The 20,588-nt window shown below is 69.0% G+C and carries 20 protein-coding genes and 1 tRNA gene; 15 read left to right on the forward strand and 6 right to left on the reverse strand.

Annotation, left to right across the window (positions count from 1 at the left end):
• Positions 1 to 12 precede the first annotated feature (12 nt).
• The 9 genes from ACVCMC_RS12730 (at position 13) to ACVCMC_RS12770 (ending at position 7,089) form a co-directional block, all read left to right on the forward strand.
• Positions 13 to 1,290: a class I SAM-dependent methyltransferase gene (locus tag ACVCMC_RS12730; RefSeq protein ID WP_447097545.1), complete on the forward strand. Its 1,278-nt coding sequence runs from the start codon at positions 13 to 15 to the stop codon at positions 1,288 to 1,290.
• Positions 1,287 to 1,838: a DUF2878 domain-containing protein gene (locus ACVCMC_RS12735; protein ID WP_447097546.1), complete on the forward strand. Its 552-nt coding sequence runs from the start codon at positions 1,287 to 1,289 to the stop codon at positions 1,836 to 1,838. Before ACVCMC_RS12730 ends, ACVCMC_RS12735 begins: the two co-directional genes overlap by 4 nt.
• Positions 1,835 to 2,617: a DUF1295 domain-containing protein gene (locus ACVCMC_RS12740; RefSeq protein WP_447097547.1), complete on the forward strand. Its 783-nt coding sequence runs from the start codon at positions 1,835 to 1,837 to the stop codon at positions 2,615 to 2,617. The genes ACVCMC_RS12735 and ACVCMC_RS12740 overlap by 4 nt, the downstream gene beginning before the upstream one ends.
• Entirely contained in the window at positions 2,614 to 3,729 is a 1,116-nt protein-coding gene (locus tag ACVCMC_RS12745) for an SAM-dependent methyltransferase (RefSeq protein WP_447097548.1), read from the forward strand. The genes ACVCMC_RS12740 and ACVCMC_RS12745 overlap by 4 nt, the downstream gene beginning before the upstream one ends.
• Positions 3,726 to 4,262, forward strand: coding sequence for a lipocalin family protein (locus ACVCMC_RS12750; RefSeq protein WP_395120968.1), 537 nt, complete (start codon positions 3,726 to 3,728; stop codon positions 4,260 to 4,262). The genes ACVCMC_RS12745 and ACVCMC_RS12750 overlap by 4 nt, the downstream gene beginning before the upstream one ends.
• Before the next feature lie 113 nt (positions 4,263 to 4,375).
• A tRNA-Ile gene (locus ACVCMC_RS12755) sits at positions 4,376 to 4,448 on the forward strand.
• 211 nt (positions 4,449 to 4,659) lie between these two features.
• Positions 4,660 to 4,998, forward strand: a complete 339-nt coding sequence (locus ACVCMC_RS12760; RefSeq protein WP_447097549.1) for a CoA transferase — start codon at positions 4,660 to 4,662, stop codon at positions 4,996 to 4,998.
• A 163-nt stretch (positions 4,999 to 5,161) separates the two neighbouring features.
• A complete protein-coding gene (locus tag ACVCMC_RS12765) occupies positions 5,162 to 5,359 on the forward strand; it encodes a CsbD family protein (protein ID WP_395120959.1) in 198 nt (65 codons plus the stop codon).
• Between the two features lie 401 nt (positions 5,360 to 5,760).
• Entirely contained in the window at positions 5,761 to 7,089 is a 1,329-nt protein-coding gene (locus tag ACVCMC_RS12770; protein WP_447097550.1) for a Fic family protein, read from the forward strand.
• A gap of 151 nt (positions 7,090 to 7,240) precedes the next feature.
• Here ACVCMC_RS12770 and mnhG read toward each other — a convergent pair whose 3' ends face one another.
• The 6 genes from mnhG to ACVCMC_RS12800 are packed head-to-tail and all read right to left on the reverse strand — an operon-like array spanning position 7,241 to position 13,187.
• Positions 7,241 to 7,594: a monovalent cation/H(+) antiporter subunit G gene (mnhG, locus tag ACVCMC_RS12775; protein ID WP_447097551.1), complete on the reverse strand. Its 354-nt coding sequence runs from the start codon at positions 7,592 to 7,594 to the stop codon at positions 7,241 to 7,243.
• The gene (locus ACVCMC_RS12780; RefSeq protein WP_395120956.1) at positions 7,591 to 7,872 is read right to left on the reverse strand and encodes a K+/H+ antiporter subunit F; all 282 of its coding nucleotides are present in this window, start codon (positions 7,870 to 7,872) and stop codon (positions 7,591 to 7,593) included. Before ACVCMC_RS12780 ends, mnhG begins: the two co-directional genes overlap by 4 nt.
• Positions 7,869 to 8,357, reverse strand: a complete 489-nt coding sequence (locus tag ACVCMC_RS12785) for a Na+/H+ antiporter subunit E (protein ID WP_395120955.1) — start codon at positions 8,355 to 8,357, stop codon at positions 7,869 to 7,871. The genes ACVCMC_RS12780 and ACVCMC_RS12785 overlap by 4 nt, the downstream gene beginning before the upstream one ends.
• The gene (locus ACVCMC_RS12790; RefSeq protein ID WP_447097552.1) at positions 8,354 to 9,949 is read right to left on the reverse strand and encodes a monovalent cation/H+ antiporter subunit D; all 1,596 of its coding nucleotides are present in this window, start codon (positions 9,947 to 9,949) and stop codon (positions 8,354 to 8,356) included. Before ACVCMC_RS12790 ends, ACVCMC_RS12785 begins: the two co-directional genes overlap by 4 nt.
• On the reverse strand, positions 9,946 to 10,287 hold the full coding sequence (locus tag ACVCMC_RS12795) for a Na+/H+ antiporter subunit C (protein WP_395120953.1): 342 nt from the start codon (positions 10,285 to 10,287) through the stop codon (positions 9,946 to 9,948). Before ACVCMC_RS12795 ends, ACVCMC_RS12790 begins: the two co-directional genes overlap by 4 nt.
• Positions 10,287 to 13,187, reverse strand: coding sequence for a monovalent cation/H+ antiporter subunit A (locus ACVCMC_RS12800; protein ID WP_447097553.1), 2,901 nt, complete (start codon positions 13,185 to 13,187; stop codon positions 10,287 to 10,289). Before ACVCMC_RS12800 ends, ACVCMC_RS12795 begins: the two co-directional genes overlap by 1 nt.
• 332 nt (positions 13,188 to 13,519) lie before the next feature.
• On the opposite strand from ACVCMC_RS12800, the gene ACVCMC_RS12805 reads away from it, so the two are divergent.
• The 6 genes from ACVCMC_RS12805 (at position 13,520) to ACVCMC_RS12830 (ending at position 20,240) form a co-directional block, all read left to right on the forward strand.
• The gene (locus tag ACVCMC_RS12805) at positions 13,520 to 14,362 is read left to right on the forward strand and encodes a hypothetical protein (RefSeq protein ID WP_447097554.1); all 843 of its coding nucleotides are present in this window, start codon (positions 13,520 to 13,522) and stop codon (positions 14,360 to 14,362) included.
• A 101-nt stretch (positions 14,363 to 14,463) separates the two neighbouring features.
• Positions 14,464 to 16,017: an EAL domain-containing protein gene (locus ACVCMC_RS12810; protein ID WP_395120950.1), complete on the forward strand. Its 1,554-nt coding sequence runs from the start codon at positions 14,464 to 14,466 to the stop codon at positions 16,015 to 16,017.
• A 137-nt stretch (positions 16,018 to 16,154) separates the two neighbouring features.
• Complete coding sequence (locus ACVCMC_RS12815; RefSeq protein WP_395120949.1) at positions 16,155 to 16,820, forward strand: response regulator; 666 nt, start codon at positions 16,155 to 16,157, stop codon at positions 16,818 to 16,820.
• Entirely contained in the window at positions 16,817 to 18,211 is a 1,395-nt protein-coding gene (locus tag ACVCMC_RS12820; RefSeq protein WP_447097555.1) for a sensor histidine kinase, read from the forward strand. The genes ACVCMC_RS12815 and ACVCMC_RS12820 overlap by 4 nt, the downstream gene beginning before the upstream one ends.
• Before the next feature lie 140 nt (positions 18,212 to 18,351).
• Complete coding sequence (locus ACVCMC_RS12825; protein WP_447097556.1) at positions 18,352 to 19,098, forward strand: polysaccharide deacetylase family protein; 747 nt, start codon at positions 18,352 to 18,354, stop codon at positions 19,096 to 19,098.
• Positions 19,095 to 20,240, forward strand: a complete 1,146-nt coding sequence (locus ACVCMC_RS12830; RefSeq protein ID WP_395120944.1) for a glycosyltransferase family 4 protein — start codon at positions 19,095 to 19,097, stop codon at positions 20,238 to 20,240. The genes ACVCMC_RS12825 and ACVCMC_RS12830 overlap by 4 nt, the downstream gene beginning before the upstream one ends.
• The last annotated feature ends 348 nt before the right edge of the window (positions 20,241 to 20,588 follow it).

Here is a 20,588-nt window from a genome sequence, read left to right on the forward strand (position 1 = left end):
CCGAGGTTTGCCATGAACGATATCGCCAGCACCCGTACCCGCGACGACGCCGCATTCGGCGGGCTCGATCGCTTCCTGCGCCGGCAACTGCTCGAGCGGATGCGCGGCCTGCGCCACGGCCGGCTGGTGCTGAGCGACGCCTGCGGCACGGCCGAGCTGGGTGAACCCGCCAGTGCGCAGCCCACGCTGCAGATCCACCTGCAGGTGCTGGACCCGGGCTTCTACCGCGCAGTGGCGCGCCATGGCAGCGTCGGCGCCGGCGAGTCGTACATGGACGGCCAGTGGCGCTGCGACAACCTGGTCGGCCTGATCCAGCTGCTGGTGCGCAACCGCGACCTGCTCGACGGGATGGAGAGCGGCGTGGCCCGGCTCGGCGGCATGGCGATGCGGCTGTGGCACGCGCTGCGTCGCAACACCCGCGACGGCAGCCGCCGCAACATCGCCGCGCACTATGACTTGGGCAACGATTTCTTCAGCCTGTTCCTCTCGGCGGACCTGATGTACTCCTCGGCGATCTGGAGCGACCCGGCCGACACGCTGGAAACCGCTTCCGCACGGAAGCTGGAGCGGATCTGCCGCCAGCTCGACCTCCAGCCCGCCGACCGGGTGATCGAGATCGGCACCGGCTGGGGCGGCTTCGCGCTGTACGCGGCGCAGCACTACGGCTGCCATGTCACCACCACCACGATCTCGCGCGAGCAGCATGCGCTGGCCAGCCAGCGCGTCGCCGAAGCCGGCATGCAGGGACACGTCACCGTGCTGCTGGAAGATTACCGCGACCTCGACGGCCAGTACGACAAGCTGGTCTCGATCGAGATGGTCGAGGCGATCGGCGCCCCGTATCTGGACGTCTATTTCGGCAAGCTCGGCCGCCTGCTGAAGCCGGAGGGCCTGGCGCTGGTGCAGGCGATCACCATCGAGGACCACCGCTACGCGCAGGCGTTGAGGTCGGTCGACTTCATCAAGCGCCACGTGTTTCCCGGCAGCTTCATCCCCTCGATCAGCGCACTGCTCGCGGCCAAGACCCGCGCCAGCGACCTGAGCCTGATCCGGCTGGAGGACTTCGGCAGTTCGTACGCGCAGACGCTCAAGGCATGGCGCGAGCGCTTCATGGCCCGCCTGCCGCAAGTGCGCGCGCAGGGCTTCGACGAACGTTTCGTGCGCCTGTGGGAGTTCTACCTGGCGTATTGCGAAGGCGGCTTCCGCGAACGCTCGATCGGCGTGGCGCACCTGTTGATGGCCAAGCCGGGTCATCGCCCTGCCGCATCGTCGCCGGGCCGGCCGGCATGAGTTTCTGGCTCAGCCTGATCGGCTACCAGGCCGTGTGGTTTGCCGCGGTGATCGGCGCAGGTCACGGGCTGGCGTGGCCGGGCGTGCTCGGCATGCTGGTCTACGCGCTGGTGCAGCTGGCCTGCGCCCGCAACCTCCGCGTCGATCTCGCCCTGATGGCCGCCGGGCTGGTGATGGGTTTCCTGCTGGACGGCACGCTCAGTCGGAGCGGGCTGGCCGATTACGCGGCCGGCTGGCCGAACCCGGCGCTGGCACCGGCGTGGATTCTCGCGCTGTGGGTGACCTTCGCGCTGACCTTCAGCCAGTCCCTGCGCTACCTGCAGACGCGGCTGTGGCTGGCGGCGCTGCTGGGGCTGGTCGGCGGTCCGCTGGCCTATCTGGGTGCGGCGCGCGGCTGGCAGGTGGTGACGTTTGCCGAACCGACGTGGCGCGCGCTGCTAACACTGGCGCTCGGCTGGGCGCTGGCGACACCGGCGCTGGCGTGGCTGGCGCGCCTCGGCCGCGCCTCGACGCAGCCGCGGCCGGCAACGCGGGGAGCCCGCGCATGAATCCCGGGTGGCAACTTCTGATCGTGTGGCTGCTGGCCGCGCTGATGATGACGCTGGGCTGGCAGTGGCAGCGCAGGCGCAGCAATGCGGGCATCGTCGACGTGCTGTGGGCGGCGGGCGTGGGCGGCAGCGCCGTCCTGCTGGCGCTCACCGGCAGCGGCGCGCCGTGGACACGCGCGATGCTGGCATGCCTCGGCGGCGCGTGGGGCCTGCGCTTGTCCCTGCACCTCTGGCGGCGCGTGCGTGGCGAAGCGGAGGACGGTCGCTATCGCAACCTGCGCGCGCACTGGCAGGGCGCGCAGTGGAAGTTCTTCGCCTTCTTCCAGTTCCAGGCCTTCCTGATCGTGTTGTTCGCGCTGCCGTTCGCGGCGGTCGCGCGCAACCCGCAGGCGTCCGCGCCGTGGCTGGCCGCGGCCGTTGCCATCTGGCTGCTGGGCGTGCTGGGCGAGTCGCTCGCCGATGCGCAACTGGCGCGCTTCCGCAACGACCCGGCCAACCGTGGCAAGACCTGCCGCGATGGCCTGTGGCGGTATTCGCGCCACCCGAACTACTTCTTCGAATGGCTGCACTGGTTCGCCTACGTCTGCCTGGCGATCGGTTCGCCGATCGGCTGGCTGGCGTGGTCCGGGCCGGTAGTCATGTACGTGTTCCTGCGCTGGATCAGCGGCGTGCCATACACCGAGGCACAGGCGCTGCGCACGCGCGGCGAGGATTACCGCGACTACCAGCGCACCACGGCGATGCTTATTCCATGGTTCCCCAGGAGGACCCCGCGATGACCACCCCCGCTTCCACCGAACTGGCCAGCGAGCGCCCGGCGCCAGGCCTGCTGGGCATGGCCGAACGCGGCCGCATCCCCGACGCGCTGTTGCGCCAGGGCATCCGCCGACTGTGTGCGCAACGCCTGCGCGAGGAACAGGCCGGCGGCCTGGACGCGCAGGCCGAGCGATATGCACAGCGCATCGAGATGCTGCGCCACAGCCCGGTGGCGATCCACACCGACGCGGCCAACGCGCAGCACTACGAGCTGCCGCCGGCGTTCTTCGAACTCTGCCTGGGCAAGCGCCTGAAGTATTCGTCCTGCTACTACCCGCGCGGCGACGAGTCGCTGGACCAGGCCGAGGAAGCGATGCTCAAGCTGTACGGCGAACGCGCCCAGCTCGCCGATGGCCAGTCGATACTGGAACTGGGCTGCGGCTGGGGCTCGCTGACCCTGTGGATGGCCGAGCATTTTCCGAGCGCGCGGATCACCGCGGTATCCAACTCCGCCCCGCAGCGCCAGCACATCGAGGCGCAATGCCGCCGACGTGGCCTGTTCAACGTGCAGGTGATCACCTGCGACGTCAACGCGCTGCAACTCGATCCGACGCAGTTCGACCGCTGCGTGTCGATCGAGATGTTCGAGCACATGCGCAACTACGAGACGCTGCTGAACCGCATCGCCGGCTGGCTGAAACCCGGCGGCAAGCTGTTCGTGCACATCTTCGCGCACCGCACGGCGATGTATCCGTTCGAGACCGAGGGCGACGACAACTGGATGGGCCGGCACTTCTTCACCGGCGGGCTGATGCCGGCGTCGGACACCTTGCTGTGGTTCCAGTCCGCGCTGCACATCGAGCAGCGCTGGCATGTCGACGGCACGCACTACCAGCGCACCGCCAACCACTGGCTGGCCAACCAGGATGCGCACCACGACGAGGTGATGAAGGTACTGGCGCAAGCCTACGGCAGCAAGGCCGCGCCGCTGTGGTTCCAGCGCTGGCGCATGTTCTGGATGTCCTGCGCCGAGCTGTTCGGCTACGCCGACGGCCAGCAGTGGCTGGTCGCGCACTACCGCTTCGTGCGCCCCGCGGTCGACACCCGCCCCTCGATCGCCGCGGAGACGCCATGAGAATCCTGACGACCTTTTTGCTGGCCTGCCTCATGCTGTTCAACGTCAACACTTTCGCCAGGGAGCTGCCGCCGATCACGCCGGTGGCCCATGTCGACCTGCCCCGCTTCATGGGCGACTGGTACGTGATCGCCACCATCCCCACCCGCTTCGAGAAGAACGCGTACAACGCGGTCGAGGTCTACACGCTGAGGCCCGATGGCAACGTCGCCACCTCGTTCCACTTCCGCAACGGCAGCTTCGACGGCGAACGCAAGGAGATCCACTCCACCGGCTTCGTCAAGCCCGGCACCGGCAACGCGGTGTGGGGCGTGCAGGTATTCTGGCCGCTGAAGGCGCAGTACATCGTGGCCTGGCTGAAGGACGACTACAGCCAGGTCATCGTGGCCCGCGATGCGCGCGACTACATGTGGGTGATGGCGCGCACGCCGACCATCGCGCAGGCCGACTACGACGCGCTGCTGGCGCGGGTGCAGGCGCTGGGCTACCCGATGGACAAGGTGCGCAAGGTGCCCCAGCAAGCCAGACAATGACCGGACAACCCGCCGCGCCTGCCAGGAAGCCCCGCCGACGCGGGGCTTCTTCGTTCCGGCGAAGGTCCGGCCTCGTGGGCGCGCCGCGCCCTACGGTAAACTCCCACGCTCGCGGGCCTATAGCTCAATGGTTAGAGCAGGGGACTCATAATCCCTTGGTTCCAGGTTCGAGTCCTGGTGGGCCCATTTCACGACATTCGGCACCCCGCCCGGGCAGGCGCGCACCGAGCGTCAGCGCATCGGGAAACCCGCCGCATCTACAGCGCCTCGCTGCTGCGCCACCGCCGCCGGTTCGATAGAAAAACTATCTTTTGAACATGGCGCATCGGCTCGATTGCCGTCGTGCCATGCCGCACACTGCCGCTCATGACGAGGATGGCGACAGGCGGGCAAGCCGATGCGTAGCAAGCTGTTCGTGCCCGGTGCACGGCCGGAGCACGCGGCGCTCGCCGCGCGCAGCGCGCTGGAATGGGAGGACCTGTTCGGCGACGAGGTACCGTGCGCCGCCGCGCGCCGGATCGAGGACATGTTCGACCACCCCCAAGTGCAATCGCAGGGCATCATCGACACCTTCGAGCACCCGCTGGTGGGCCGTTACCGCGGCGTCGCCCAGTCGATCCGCTTCGGCCGCACGCCGGGACCGGCGCCGTTTGCCGCGCCGGTGCTGGACCAGGACACCGCCGCCGTGATCGCCGCGCTCGAGGACGATGCCGACAGCGCATTCGGCAAACGCTGATCCGGCGCGGCAGGCGCACCCGCGACCTGCCCATCATGAACGCCCCCGCCCCCTCTACACGAACTGACGACCCGCCGCTCACACGGATTCCGGAGAGTGGGTGGCGCGGGAGGGTTTCCCCCGGAAGCCCCCGCCGCGAGTCCCCAACACGGAGTCGACACACATGAACAACGACCGCATCCAAGGCAACTGGAAACAGCTCACCGGCAAGATCAAGGCCAAGTGGGGCGACCTGACCGACGACGACCTGACCCGTGCCGAGGGCAACACCGAATACCTGGTGGGCAAGGTGCAGGAGCGTTACGGCATCGCCCGCGACGAGGCGCAGCGCCAGGTGAAGGAGTTCGAGCGCACGCTGTAATCGCCGCGCCGGTTCGCGGCAGGGCCAGCTTCGCATCGGCCCTGCCGCGTTCAGCCCTCTCGCGTCGGCTGCGGCACCTCCAGCGAGCCTTCCTCGCGGTCGCGGTACAGCGCGGGCCGGCAGTTCGAACTGGTGTCACGCACACCAAAGGCCAGCCGGCCTTCGGCGCCCAGGTGCCCGGCCCCGATGGCAGCCGCCGCCCAAGCAGGCTGATCACCACCACCCTCGTCGGCTATCGGGTCTGCACACCACAAGCGTGGGCTCGTACATATTGCGGGTGGAGGAGGTACCGCCCGCTCCGGGTTCATGGCGTACGGGCGGCCCGTCGCGAAGCCGGCGCATGGCACTGTCAATTTGCTACTAATTACGCTATCAATTAGTAGCAAATTGACAGGTGCCCCATGAAACTCCCCATGCCACCCCCGGCGCTCGGCGACCTGTTCGAGCGTTCCGACGTCCGCAAGATACTTCTCGCCAAGCTTGGCCCCGAGGTCAAGGGACGATACGAGCACTGGGATCAGCTGCGCCATCTCACGCCACCCGAGAACCTGACGCCTGAAGAATGGTGGCTGGGAATCAAGATGGCGCGCCGCGGGTTGCGCCAGGAAATGCCGTTGAAGGACAAGGCGGGCAACCCATTCACCGTCGTTCTGAGTGACAGCATCCAGCGAAACCTGTTCCTGATTGGCCGTGATGCCGCTGGCGCGCTTCGTGGCCAGGAGGCATCTCAATCAGAAGTCACCCGCGAACATTACCTCGTTCGATCCCTGATGGAAGAAGCGATGACTTCGTCGCAGCTTGAGGGAGCTGCCACGACCACCCAAGTCGCAAAAGACATGCTTCGCAGTGGGCGGGAGCCGCGTGATTACGGCGAACGCATGATCTACAACAACTACCTGGCCATGCGCGAACTGAAAGCATGGAGGCAGCGGCCGCTGACCCCTGCGGCGGTTTTCGAGATCCACCGCAAACTGACCGACGGAACGCTCGAGGACGAGGGATGCGCGGGAAGGTTCCGGTTGCCCTCGGAAGACATCGTCATCGAGGACGAGACCGGTCGCGTTCTCCACGTGCCTCCACCGGCACGGGAGCTCGAGCAGCGCCTGCAGTCCCTTTGCGACTTCGCCAACCAGTCGGACGACGGCGAGCACTTCGTGCATCCGGTGGTCAGGGCGATCCTGATCCACTTCCAGATCGGCTACGACCATCCGTTCGTCGACGGAAATGGCCGGACCGCCAGGACGTTGTTCTACTGGTCGCTGCTGAGATCGGGTTTCTGGATGGCGGAGTATCTGTCGATATCGAGCATCCTGAAACGGGCGCCCGCCCAATACATGCGGTCATACCTGTACACGGAGACTGATGAGGGAGACACCACCTATTTCGTGGCTCACCAGCTGACCGCCATTCTCGAAGCCATCGACGGCGTTCATCGCTACATCACCCGAAAACAGAATGAGCAGGCAGCCGCCGCGGCGCTGCTCAAACCCGGCAGCCCGTTGGCTCACCGGATCAACCACAGGCAAAGAGCGCTCCTTCTGAACGCCCTCAAGAACCCGGGAAAGGTCTTCACCATCGAAATGCACCGTAGAAGCCACGGCACGTCATACCAGACCGCCAGGGCCGACCTGCTTGCCCTGGTGGCCGAAGGGTTCCTGCGCCAATCCCGCGAAGGAAAGGCCTTCGTGTTCGTTCCGGTGCCCGATCTCGAAAAACGATTGCATGCATGACCATGGCGTGCCTCGTCACACGCAGGATCGCGCGTGACGAGGCCAAACGACAGGTGGTGTTCGAGCGGATGCTGCAAGCGGTTCGCCGCGGCATCGGATCGCGGGGCCGGCACGTTCGCATCGGCCACGCCGCGTTGCGGCTCGCGCGCGGTCAGTCCTCTCGCGTCGGCTGCGGCACGTCCTGCGAACCTTCCTCGCGGTCGCGGTACAGCGCGGCGCGCACCAGCAGCATCAGGGTGATCGGGGTGGTCAGGGTGAGGAACACGCCGATCAGCACTTCATTGAAGATCGGCCGGCCGTGCAGCACCGAGAAGCAGGTGATCGAGGCGGCCAGCATGAAGAACGTGCCCAGCGTGGTGCCCAGCGTGGGTGCGTGCACGCGCTGGTAGAAGTTCTTCAGGCGCAGCAGGCCGAGCGAGCCGACGAAGGCGAACAGCGCGCCGAGCAGCATCAGCACGGCGACGATGATGGCTGCCCATGGCGGCAGGGCGTCGAGATGGCTCATTCGATCACCTGCCCGCGCATCAGGAATTTCGACAGCGCCACCGTGCTGGCGAAGCCGAGCAGGGCGATGATCAGGCCGGCCTCGACGTAGAGCATGCTGCCGCTGCGGATGCCGATGGTCAGCAGCAGGATCATCGCGTTGACGTACAGGGCGTCCAGCGCCACCACGCGGTCCTGCGCGCGCGGGCCGCGCACCATGCGGATCAGCGAGAAGGCCATCGCCAGCAGCAGCAGGATCTGCGCCGCGCGGATCGACACGTCGAGCAGTTCGTGGCTCATTGGAAAACCTCCAGCAGAGGGCGTTCGTAGCGCTGCTTGATCGAGTCGATCCAGCCGGCCTCGTCGACCAGGTCCAGCACGTGGATCAGCAGGATGTTGGCGTCGGAGTCGTAGCTGACCCAGATCGTGCCGGGGGTGGAGGTGATGATGCACGACAGCACGGCCAGGCCGTAATGGTCGGTCAACTCCAGCGGGATCGCCACGAAACCCGAGTGCAACGGGCGCTTGTTGAACAGCACGATGCGCGCCACCGCGAGGTTGGAGCGCACGATGTCCAGCACCACGCGCACGAACAGGCGCAGCAGCAACGGATAGTTGCGCAGCCGCGCCTTGGGCGGGTCCAGCAGGTCGAGCATCCGGCCCAGCACGATGCCGAGCACGATGCCGAGCAGCACGGTGCCGGGCGACACGCTCTGGTTGAAGATCAGCCAGATCAGCGCCAGCAGCGCGGACAGCAGCGGATGCGGCAGCCAGCGGCGGATCATGGTGCGACCTCGGCGCCCGGCAGCACGGCGTGGATGTAGTTGCCCGGCGCATGCAGCTGCGCGGCGGTGTCGCGCAAATAGTGCAGCGGCCGCTCGGGCCAGACCGTCAGCAGCAGGCACAGCCCCAGCAGCAGCGCGACGGAGACGCTCTCGGTGAGGCGCACCTTCGGAAAGATCCGCTCCGGCTCGACCCAGAAGATCTGGATGCCGGCGCGGCACAGCGCGGTCACGGTGCAGAAACCGGCCGCCACGACCAGCGCGAACAGCAGCTGCGCGCCGCGCCCGGCGTCATCGAGCATCGGCGCCAGCAGGGCGAACTTGGCCAGGAAACCGGACAGCGGCGGCAGCCCCGCCAGCAGCACCGCGCAGGCCGAGAAGCTCAGGCCCAGCATCGCGATCGGCGCCGGGATCACCACGCGGCTCTCGTCCTCCTGCGCGTACAGGCTTTCGTTCGCGGGGGTTTCGCCGGGCTGCTCGTACGGTTCCAGGCTCAGCGTGTCGTCGGTGTCGTCGTCGCCGTCGGAGGCGAGCAGGCCGGCAATCAGGAAGAACGCGGCGATCGCCAGGGTGGAGATCACCAGGTAGGCCAGCGCGCCGGCGGTCACCGCGCTCTGCTGCAGGCCGATCGCGCCGAGCAGGGTGCCGGCGGAGACCACCACGTTGTAGCCGGCCAGCTTGCCGAGGTCGCGCGCGCCCAGCATGCCGATGGTGCCGGCCACCAGCGTGGCCATGCCGCCCCACAGCATCCACGCGCTGCCGAAATGCGCCGAGGCGGGCCCGGCGCCAGCGCCGAACAGCAGCAGGCCGAGGCGCAGCAGCACGTAGATGCCGAGCTTGGTCATCAGCGCGAACATCGCGGCCACCGCCGGCGCCGCGGCCGCGTAGGTGCGCGGCAGCCAGAAGCCGAGCGGCCACATCGCGGTCTTGATCAGGAACGCCACGCCGAGCAGCGCCGCGCCCGCATGCAGCAGCGCGCGGGTGCGCTCCGGCACGTGCGGGATCAGCTCAGCCAGCGCCGCCATGTTGAGCGTGCCGGTGACGCCGAAGATCAGGCTGACGCCGAGCAGGAACAGCATCGAGGCAGTCAGGTTGACCGCGATGTAATGCAGCCCCGCGCTGACCCGCCGCGCACCGGAGCCGTGCAGCGCCAGGCCGTAGGACGCCGCCAGCAGCACTTCGAAGAACACGAAAAGATTGAACAGGTCGCCGGTGAGGAAGGCGCCGTTCAGGCCCATCAGCAGGAACTGCAGCAGCGGCTGGAAATGGCCGCCGCGATGCTGCCAGCGACCCAGCGCATACGGCAGCAACCCCAGCGCCAGCACGCTGGTGAGCAGCACCATCAGCGCGGAAAGCCGGTCCGCCACCAGCACGATGCCGAAGCGCGCCGGCCAGTCGCCGATGCGGTAGACCGCCGCCAGCGCGCCGTCGGCGGACACCTCCAGCAGCAGCGCGGCGGCCAGCAGCACCAGCGCCACGCACGAGGCGATGCTCAGCGCCAGCGCCGTGCGCCGGCGCTTCTCGCCCACCAGCAGCTGCAGCGCGGCAATGAGCAGCGGCAGCAGGATCGGCGCGACGACCAGGTGCTGGCTCACGGCGTGCCGTCCTCGCCGTCGACGTGATCGTTGCCGGTCAGCCCGCGCGAGGTCAGCAGCACCACCAGGAACAGCGCGGTGGTGGCGAAACCGATCACGATCGCGGTGAGCACCAGCGCCTGCGGCAGCGGGTCGGTGTACTGCGCGACGTTGCCGGCCACCTCGTGCAGCACCGGATCGGCGCCGGTGCGCAGGCCGCCGATGGAGAAGATGAAGAGGTTCACGGCATAGGAGATCAGGGTCAGCCCGATGATCACCTGGAAGCTCCGCGGACGCAGCAGCAGCCACACGCCGGAGGCAGCGAGAATCCCGATCGCGGCGGCCAGCACCAGTTCCATCAGCCCTCCCCTTCCGCGGCGGCGGCCGACACCTGGCGCGGACGCCGCAGCGACTGGTGCGCCAGCGCGATCAGCATCAGGATGGTCGCGCCCACCACCGTGGCGAACACGCCAAGGTCGAACAGCAGCGCCGTCGCCAGCGGCACGCGGCCGAACAGCGGCAGCGCCAGGTACTGAAAATGACTGGTCAGGAATGGACGTCCAAATACCAGCGAGCCTAAGCCCGTGAACAAGGCCAGCAGCAGCCCGGCGCCGATCCAGCGCAGCGGCAGCACGCGCAGGCGCGACTCCACCCAGCGCGCGCCGCGCGCCATGTACAGCAGGATCAGCGCCACCGCCACGGTGATCCCGGCGACGAAGCCGCCGCCCGGCAGGTCGTGCCCGCGCAGGAACAGGTGCAGCCCGAACAGCAGGATCACCGGCGCCATCAACTGGATGATCAGGCCGGGGATCATCAGGTAGTCGGTCAGCGAATGGTCCGCCGCGCGCCCGGGTTCATCCGCCTCCAGCGCCGTCTGCTGGCGCTGTTGCTCCGGTACGTGGATGCTTTCGGCGGCCGGGCGGAAACGGCGCAGCAAGGCGAACACGGTCAGCGCCACGATCGCCAGCACGCTGATCTCGCCCAGCGTGTCGAAGCCGCGGAAGTCGACCAGGATCACGTTGACCACGTTGTGGCCGCCGCCCTCGGTGTACGCCTGTTCGAGGAAGAAGCGCGAGATCGAATCGGCCACCGGATGCATCATCGCGGCGTAGGCCAGGCTGGCCACGCCGACGCCCACCGCCAGCGCGATCACGATGTCGCGGCGGCGACGGAAGCGCTGGCGCCGCCCCTCGGGCGTGAACCCGGCAATGCGCTTGGGCAGCCAGCGCAGGCCGAGCAGGATCAGGATCGTGGTGACCACCTCCACCAGCAGCTGGGTCGCCGCCAGGTCAGGCGCGGACAGCCACACGAAGCTCACGCACGACACCAGCCCCGCGCCGCCGGTGAGCACCAGCGCGGCGAGGCGATGGAACTTGGCCTGGGTTGCCGCGCCGATCGCGCAGGCCGCGCCGAGCAGCCACAGCAGCGCGAACGCCGGATCGATGCTGGACCAGTGCGGGCGAAAATCCAGCGGTGCCGTGGTTGCCGCCAGTCCGCCGGCCAGCAGGGCGAGCAGCACGATCCACAGCAACTGCGACTGCAGCCGCCGGCTCGGATAGAGCCGCTCGATGCGCTGCGGCCAGTCCGCCGCGAACAGCGCCAGCGCACGCTCGAACAGCCGCTTGCCGCTGAAGCGGCTGGTCAGCGGCGCCGTCTCGATGGCATCGAAGCGACGGCGCAGGCTGGCGAACAGCAGGCAGCCGGCGGCGAAGGCGAATACGCTCATCAGCAGCGGCGTGGTCAGGCCGTGCCACACCGCCAGGCTGTACGCCGGCATCTCCGCGCCGAGCACCGCGCCGGCCGCCGCGTGCAAGGTGGGTCCGATCACCCGCCCCGGCAGCACGCCCACCAGCAGGCAGGCCAGCGCGAGGAAGCCGATCGGCAAGCGCATCCACAGCGGCGGCTCATGCGGTTCGCGCGGCAGGTCGGCAGGCATGCGGCCGAAGAACACGCCGCGCACGAAGCGGATCGAGTAGGTCACGCCGAATGCGCTGGCGGCCACCGCGATCACCACCGAGATCGCGTCCAGCAGCGGCCCCTGGCGCACTGCCAGCGTCTCGGCGAAAAACATCTCCTTGGAGAGGAAACCGTTCAACAACGGCACCCCGGCCATCGCCGCGCCGGCCACCAGCGCCAGCGTGGCGGTGACCGGCATCACCCGGTACAGGCCGCCGAGCCTGCGCAGGTCGCGCGTGCCGGCCTCGTGGTCGACCGCGCCAGCGGCCATGAACAGCGAGGACTTGAAGGTGGCGTGGTTGACGATGTGGAAGATCGCCGCCACCACGCCCAGCGTGCTGCCCAGCCCCACCAGCATGGTGATCAGGCCCAGGTGGCTGATCGTCGAATAGGCCAGCACGCCTTTCAGGTCCTGCTCGAACATCGCCGCGTAGGCGCCCAGGATCAACGTGACCAGGCCCACGCCCCCGACGATCCAGTACCACTGGTCGGTGCCGCCCAGCACCGGCCAGAAGCGCACCAGCAGGAACACGCCGGCCTTCACCATCGTCGCCGAATGCAGGTAGGCCGAGGCCGGCGTGGGCGCAGACATCGCCTGCGGCAGCCAGAAGTGGAACGGGAACTGCGCGCTCTTGGTGAACGCGCCGAGCAGGATCAGCAGCAGGGTCGGCGTGTACCACGGGTGCGCGCGCACCGCCTCGCCCGCAGCGAGGATCGCGTCCAGTCCATAGCTGCCCGCGATGTGCCCCAGCAGCAGCATGCCGGCGAGCAGGCAGAAGCCGCCGCCGGAGGTGACGATCAGCGCCATCCGCGCGCCATCGCGCGCGGATGCGCCGTGGTGCCAGTAGCCGATCAGCAGGAACGAGAACAGGCTGGTCAGCTCCCAGAAGAACACCAGCTGGATCACGTTGCCGGACATCACGATGCCCAGCATCGAACCCATGAACGCCAGCAGCAGCGCGAAGAAGCGCGCCAGCGGATCGTCCGGCGACATGTAGTAGCGCGCGTACACGCCCACCAGCGCGCCGATGCCGCAGATCAGCAGCAGCATCAGCCAGCTGAAGCCGTCCACTCGCAGCACCAGGTCCAGACCCAGCGACGGTGCCCATGGGATGGTCTGGCGCAGCACCTCGCCGGCGAGGATCGCCGGGGCCAGCCACAACGAAAGTGCCAGGCCGAGCAGCGCGGCGCCGGTCATCAGCCAGGCGGCGCTATTGTGCCCGCGCTCGCGCATCAGCCACGTCGCCGCCGCCGCCGCGAAAGGCAGGCAGAGGATGGCGCCTGGGATGAGGTTGTCGGGCATCGCTCACTGCGTTCGATGGAAAGATCGTCGGTGTCGCCCGTCACCGGACCGGCGCCCGGGTGCATCACGCACGGCTACCGCCTCGAACCAGCTGTCATGCAGGCGCGCGGCATGGCAGGCCATCGTCGCGATCACCCGCATGCACTCACCTCTGGGCTGGGAGCGTGGCGGCCAGAACCGTCCGGACTCCTCGCCCGATTCTATCGTTCGCCGCGCGCAAGCGGCAACGGCCCTGCACGGCGCTTGCACACCACCTGTTCGTACCATCACCCGTGGAATCCCGGGATGGCCGCGCGCATGCGTTGCCTCGCACCCATCCGGAGACATGATCGATGACCTGTCCACCTCTTCGTCGGCCCCGTCATGCGCTGCGCCTCGCCGCCCTCCTGCCGCTGGCGCTGGGCAGCGGGCTCGCCGGCGCGCAGCAGTCACCTGCACTCGATCGCGTCAGCCTGTGGCTGGGCGGCTACGACGCGCACGTCGACACCACGCTCGGCGCCAGCGATCCGGGCGGCCGGTACGGCGGCAACTTCAGTCTGGAGAACGATCTCGGCTTCAACGACCGCAAGCGCGTGCCGCGCGCGCGACTGGATTTCCTGGTCGGCGACAGCCAGGGTTTCTCGCTCGACTACTACAGCGTCAACCGCTCGCGCAGCCAGAGCCTGGCGCGCTCGATCAGCTACGCCGGCAACGACTACGAGGCCGCCGCCACGGTGCGCGGCAAGTTGAACTTCGATTTCGGCAGCGCCTCCTGGCGCTGGTGGTTCGGCCACGGCAACGACGTGTTCGGGCTGGGCCTGGGCGGCGCCTACTACCGCGTGCACGCCGCCATCAGCGGCGAGGCCAGCGTCAACGGCGAGCCGGTCGGGCAGGTCTCCTCCGGCACCAGCGACGGCGCCTGGGCACCGATGCTGCAGCTCGGCTGGCGCCATGCGTTCAACGACCAGTGGCGCATGTATGCCGACGCCGCCGGGGTGAAGAAGAACGGCGGCCGGCTCAGCGGCCACATCGTGAACGCCGCGCTGGGCGTGGAATGGCTGCCGTGGCCACACCTTGGCTTCGGCGCCGAATACGGCTACAGCCGCGTGGTGCTGCACCAGCGCAAGCACGCCTACCACGCCAACCTCGACATGAAACTTGACGGTCCCTCGTTGTTCGTCCACCTGCGCTTCTGAGGCGTGCCGCCGGCGCATGAGCGGATAGGCACGCCGGCAGCGTTGGTGCATCATCGAGGCTCCGACGAGCCGTCCCGACACGGGCGCGGCAAGGGGAAACGATGCCAAGGCGGTTTGCCACCACCATCGCGCTGACGCTGTGCACCGTGGCCATCGCCCTGCCGCTGGTGGCGGCACTGCTGATCGCCCGACACCAGTCGATGGAGGAAGCCGGCGCCCAGGCATCGAACATCGCCAGCGCCATCATCCATCGCACGGAAGCGGTGGGCGAACAGTCCGCGGCCGCCTATCAGCGGTTGACCGAGTTGAATCCCTCCGGCACGTGCTCCGAGGCCAAACGCGCGCAGTTGCGCCGGATTCTGCTGGATTACGACTACGTGCAGGCGGCCGGCTACGTCTCCGGCGATCGCATCACCTGCTCGGCCATCGGCCCGCAGGCCGACGGCCTGCAGATGGGGCCACCGGCGTACGTGAGCCCGAAGGGCACGCGGGTGCACTTCGGGGTTTCCATCGACGGCAGCCGTCCGTTCGTGGTGCTCAGCGGCGACCATTACGCCACCGCGGTTCACCCGGACAACCTGCTGGTCGAAACGCCTTCCGTGCCGGGCCTTGCGCAGGGCGTGTTCGGGCGCAGCGCCGGCAAGGTCTGGGCCCGTGACGGCCACTTCGACCCGGCATGGCTGGAGCAGCACGGCAAGGCGGCCCGCGCGATCTTCTACGACGGCGGCTACCTGGTGGCGATCCAGGGATCGGAACGCTTCGACGTGGGCGCCTACGCGGCGATTCCGCGTGCCTACCTGAGCTCCCGCCTGCGCGAGCTCGCCCTGTTGCTGCTTCCCGTCGGGCTGGCACTGGGCGCGGCGTTGGTCGGCGCGATCGTCATGTTCGCGCGCCAGCGTGCGTCGCTGCCCGCGTTGCTGCGGGCGGCGCTGAACCGGCAGGAGTTCGTGCTGTACTACCAGCCGATCGTCGAGCTGGGCTCCAACACGATAGCCGGGGCCGAGGCACTCTTGCGCTGGCCCGCCAACAAGCAGATCGGCATGCGCCCGGCGCTGTTCGTGCAGGCCGCGGCCGACTGCGGACTGACCGCCCGCTTCACCGAATACGTGCTCGCCCGCGTCGCCATCGACGGGCCACGCTTCTTCAGCCGATATCCGGGCTGCTACATCAGCGTCAACCTGGCGCCGAGCGACCTGCTATCCGGCGCAGTCGTCGAGCACCTGCAGCGCCTGCTGACCACGCCCGGCATCGGCGTGCACAACATCGTGGTGGAGGTGACCGAGAGCTCCTTCGTCGACCCGGCCAGCGCCAACCGCACGATCGCGCGCATCCATGCGCTGGGCATCCGGGTGGCGATCGACGACTTCGGCACCGGCTTTTCCGGCCTGTCGCAATTGACCCAGCTGCGCGCCGATTGCCTGAAGATCGACAAGATCTTCGTCGACGCCATCGGCACCGGGTCGGTCACCAGCGAAGTGGTGCTGCACATCATCGCGATGGCGCGCTCGCTCAAGCTCACGCTGATCAGCGAAGGGGTGGAGACCCACGCCCAGGCCGAGTTCCTGCGTCAGCACGGCGTGGCGTTTGCCCAGGGCTGGCTGTTCGGCAAGGCGCAGCCGCTGGACGAGCTGTTGCGCCCGGCCGGGCCCGACTGATTGCCGGCGGCACCCGGTCGAGCGCCTCCGCGCGGACCGCGCAGCCACCGGCTCTTGACGTGTCGACTGCGCCATAAGCACTTCTTAAGCCGGCACACGGATAATCCGCCGGGCCGCCGCCACACCGGAGCCTGTTCGTGCACATCATCCTGGTCGAGGACGACGCCCAGCTCGGCGCCGCCATCCAGCGCGCGCTGGAACGCCTCGCCTATACGGTGAGCTGGCTGCGCGACGGCCGCGAGGCGCTCATCGCGCTGCGCGACGAAACCGCCGACCTGGTGCTGCTCGACCTCGGCCTGCCCGGCAAGGACGGCCTCGACGTGCTGGTCGAGGCGCGCCGCAGCCACGTCACCACGCCGGTGATCGTGATGACCGCGCGCGACGGCCTGCAGGCGCGCGTGCACGGACTCGATGCCGGCGCCGACGATTATCTGATCAAGCCGTTCCACCTCGACGAGCTGTGCGCGCGCATCCGCTCGCTGAACCGGCGCGCGCAGGGCCTGGCGGTCAACCGCATCGAGGTCGGCGCGCTGGCGCTGGACCTGGGCACCTCGCAGGTGACCTGTCGCGGTGAGGCGATCGAACTGACCCGGCGCGAGTTCGCTCTGCTGCAGATCCTGCTGGAACGCGCCGGCAAGCTGGTGCGCCGCGAAAGCCTGGTGAACTCGCTGTATGGTCTGGACACCGTGGTCGGCGACAACGCGCTGGAGGTGCTGGTGCATATGCTGCGCAAGAAACTCGGCTACGACACCGTGCGCACCGTGCGCGGCTTCGGCTACATGATCCCGCGGGAGCCCGAATGAGCCAGCCCAGCCTGCGCGGCCGGCTGCGCTGGCTGATCATCGGCGTGATGCTGGCGGTGCTGCTGCCGCTGGCGGTGCTCAGCTTCCGGCGCATCATGCAGGAGATGAACGAATTGTCCGACGGCCGGCTGGCGCAGTCGGCCCGCACGCTGCAGGTGATCCTCGGCCAGGAAGGCCCCGACGTGTTGCGCGGCCACGGCCAGCATGGCCAGTTGGTACCGATCGAGGCGCCCGCGGTGCAGGCCATGCGCCGGCGCGGCCACACGTTCGAGTCCGAGGTCGGCTTCCAGGTATTCGACCGCGCCGGCCGCCTGGTGATGGCCACCACCAACCTCGCCGCGCTGCCCGCGCCGCAAGCCGGCGACGGCGAATACCGCGACATCCGCGCCGACGGCTACCGCTGGCGCCTGTTCACCCTGTCCGACCCGCGCGATGGCCTGGTGATCCGCACCGGCGAGCGCTACGACAGCCGCCACGACATCCTGCGCGCGCTGTGGTTCGACCATGCCCTGCCGCTGCTGATCGGCCTGCCGCTGCTCGGCCTGCTGGTCGGCTGGGCGGTGCGGCGCGGCCTGCGCCCGCTGCAGTCGCTGACCGGCGCACTGGCCTCGCGCAAGCTGGGCAGCCGCGAGGCGATCGTGCTGGAGCGGGCGCCGCTGGAACTGCAGCCCGTGCTCGACGCGTTGAACGGGCAACTGCAGCGCCTCGCCGATGCACTGGAGCGCGAGCATCGCTTCAGCGCCGACGTGGCGCACGAGCTGCGCACGCCGCTGGCCTCGATCATGCTCAACATCGAGAGCGCAATGGCCACCCGCGATCCCGCCGAAGCGGAGGCCAGCCTGGCCGGCGCGCGCCACAACGTGGCCGCGCTGGCGCGGCGCGTCGAGCAGTTGCTGGCGCTGGCGCGGCTGGAATCCGGCACCGCGCTGGAGCAGCGCCAGCCGGTCGACCTGGTGCGCGTGGCCAGCGACGTGATCGAGGAGCTGGCTCCGGTGATCGCCGAAAGCGGCGCCGAGCTGGGCTTCAGCCACGACGACCACCCGCTGCAGGTGCAAGGCCACGAGGCCGCGCTGGCCGCGCTGCTGCGCAACCTGATCGAGAACGCCATGCGCCACGTGCCGGCCGGCGGCCAGGTGCAGTTGTCGATTGCGCAGGGCGTGGTCACCACCACCATCGACGTGGCCGACGATGGCCCCGGCATCCCGCCCGAACGGCGCGCCGCCGTGTTCGCCCGCTTCCACCGCGAATCGAGCAGCCGCGGCGAAGGCTACGGTCTCGGCCTGTCGATCGTGCAGCGCGCCGCCGAGCTGCACGGCGCCAGCATCGAGCTGCTCGATTCGCCGTTCGGCCACGGCCTGCGCGTGCACGTGAGCATCCCGCGCAACGACTGAGCGAAGCGCCCGTCACGACACTGAAACGCCAGCCTGCGCCTCCGTAAGCCGGCTGAAAGCCGGCCGCCCGGAGAATGCCGGCCGATGACCCCGGCCGATGCGTGCCGGTGGCGGGCAAACCCGGGTGCGGCGGAACAGGCATGGACAAGGCGGGAAAGGCGGGCGGCCAGATCGTGCCCGTGCTCATGTATCACAACATCGCGGCAACCCCCGCAGGCTTGCGCAGCTACCGCAGCCTGTATGTCAGCCCGGCCAGATTCGCGCGGCAGATGTGGCTGCTGCAGCAGCTGGGATACGCCGGCCTGTCGATGTCGGCGGCATTGCCGTACCTGCGCGGCGAACGCCGCGGACGGGTCGTCGCCATCACGCTGGACGACGGCTACGTCGACAACCTCGACGCGGCGCTGCCGGTGCTGCAGTCGTTCGGCTTCAGCGCCACGATCTACATGGTCAGCGGCAGCATCGGCCGCTTCAACACGTGGGACGCCGAACGGCTCGGCATCCGCAAGCCGCTGATGTCCGCCGCGGACATGCGCCGCTGGAACGACGCCGGCATGGAGATCGGCGCGCACACGCGCAGCCATCCGCGGCTCAGCCAATGTACGGACGCCGTCCTGCACGGCGAGATCCACGGCTGCAAGGCCGACCTGGAGGATCGCCTCGGCTGCGCGGTGACCCAGTTCTGCTACCCCTACGGCGACCTCGACGAGCGCGTGGTCGCGGTGGCCCGCGAAGCCGGCTACGCGGCGGCCACCACCACGCGCCGCGGGCGCGCCGTGGCCGGCGCCGACCTGTGGCGACTGCCGCGGATACAGGTGGCGCGGCACCACCTGCTGCCGCAGTTCGCGGCGCGCGTGCTGACCGGCTACGAGGATCGCCGCGCATGAAATTCCTGCTGGTCGGCACCAACCCGGAGCATACCGGCGCGGCCACCCATTTCGTCGCGCTGGCGCAGGCGCTGGCCGAGGCCGGCCACGAGGTCGGCGTGGTCACGGCCGCCGACGGACTGATCGAACAGCAGCTTGCCGACACCGCCGTGCAACTGCACCGCGCCACGTTCCGCAATGCGCTGGACCTGCGCGGCTTCGCCGCGGTGCTGCGCGCGGCGCGGCAGCTGCGGCCGCACTGGCTGGTCGGCAACTTCGGCAAGGAGTACTGGCCGCTGATCGTGATCGGCCGGCTGCTGCGCATCCCGGTCGTGCTGTTCCGCCACCGCGTGCCACCGATGAAGCGCGTCTCGGCCTGGCTGCTGCCGCGGCTGGCGCACCGCTTCTTCGCGGTGTCCCGCCACGCACGCCGCGCCTATCTCCAACGCGGCGTGCCGCCCGGCCTGGTGCAGGTGCTGTACAACCCGGTGAACATGGCGCTGTGCCGGCACGACCCGGTGCAGCGCAGCGCGATCCTGCGCAGCCTGGACATCTTCGGCGACCCCGTCGTGCTCGGCTACTGCGGCCGGATGCAGCGGGGCAAGGGCATCTTCACCCTGTTCGACGCCGCCACCGCGGCGATGGCGCAGCAGCCGCGACTGCATTGCCTGTGGCTGGGCGACGGCCCGGATGCACAGGCGCTGCGCGAGCGCGCCGCCGCGCATCCGCTGGGCAACCGCCACCATTTCCCGGGCTGGGTCAACGACATCCACCCGTACTACAGCGCCATGTCGATGCTGGCCTTTCCGTCCATCGCCCCGGAAACCTTCGGGCGCGTCTCGGTGGAGGCGCAGGCCGCCGGCCTGCCGGTGCTGGCCAGCGACATCGGCGGCATTCCGGAAACGCTGCAGCCGGGCGTCACCGGCGTGCTGCTGCCGCCCGGCGACGTCGAAGCGTGGCGTGCCGCCATCGTGGCGATGTGCGACCCGTCGCGCCGGCAGCCGATGGGCGTGGCGGCCGAGGCCTTCGTCCGCGAGCGCTTCAGCACCGGCGTGATCGCGGCCCGCTTCGTGCATCTGCTGACCGCCGCGAGCACCTCGAAGGCCGGCAGCACGGGCATCCCTCCGCATCGGCCTCGCGGAAGATGGCGACTGCCGGGTTGAGCAGGAACACCGCCGCATCCGGCCGGCACCAGGGATGCCCTGATCTAATCCGCGTACCCGTCACCGCGCTGTATGCGCGCAGCGGTTTGTCGCAGCGGCGACGGCAGACTGGCCGTCTGTCTAGACGCTGGGGCGAATCGCTGCGCGCATACAGTGCGGCCCCGACGCATTGAATCAAAAGATGGGGTGACGTCCAGAAGGCCCGCAGGCTGCGCCGCGTAGCTTGAACGGACGGCCAGTCTGCCCTGCGCCACGCAACACACCCTGCGGGCCTTCTGGACGTCATGCCGGGTGCGTGGAATAGATCAGAGCATCCCTAAGCGTCCACGAAGCTTGTTCGGCGACGCT

The organism is Rhodanobacter sp. UC4452_H20 (assembly GCF_052978205.1).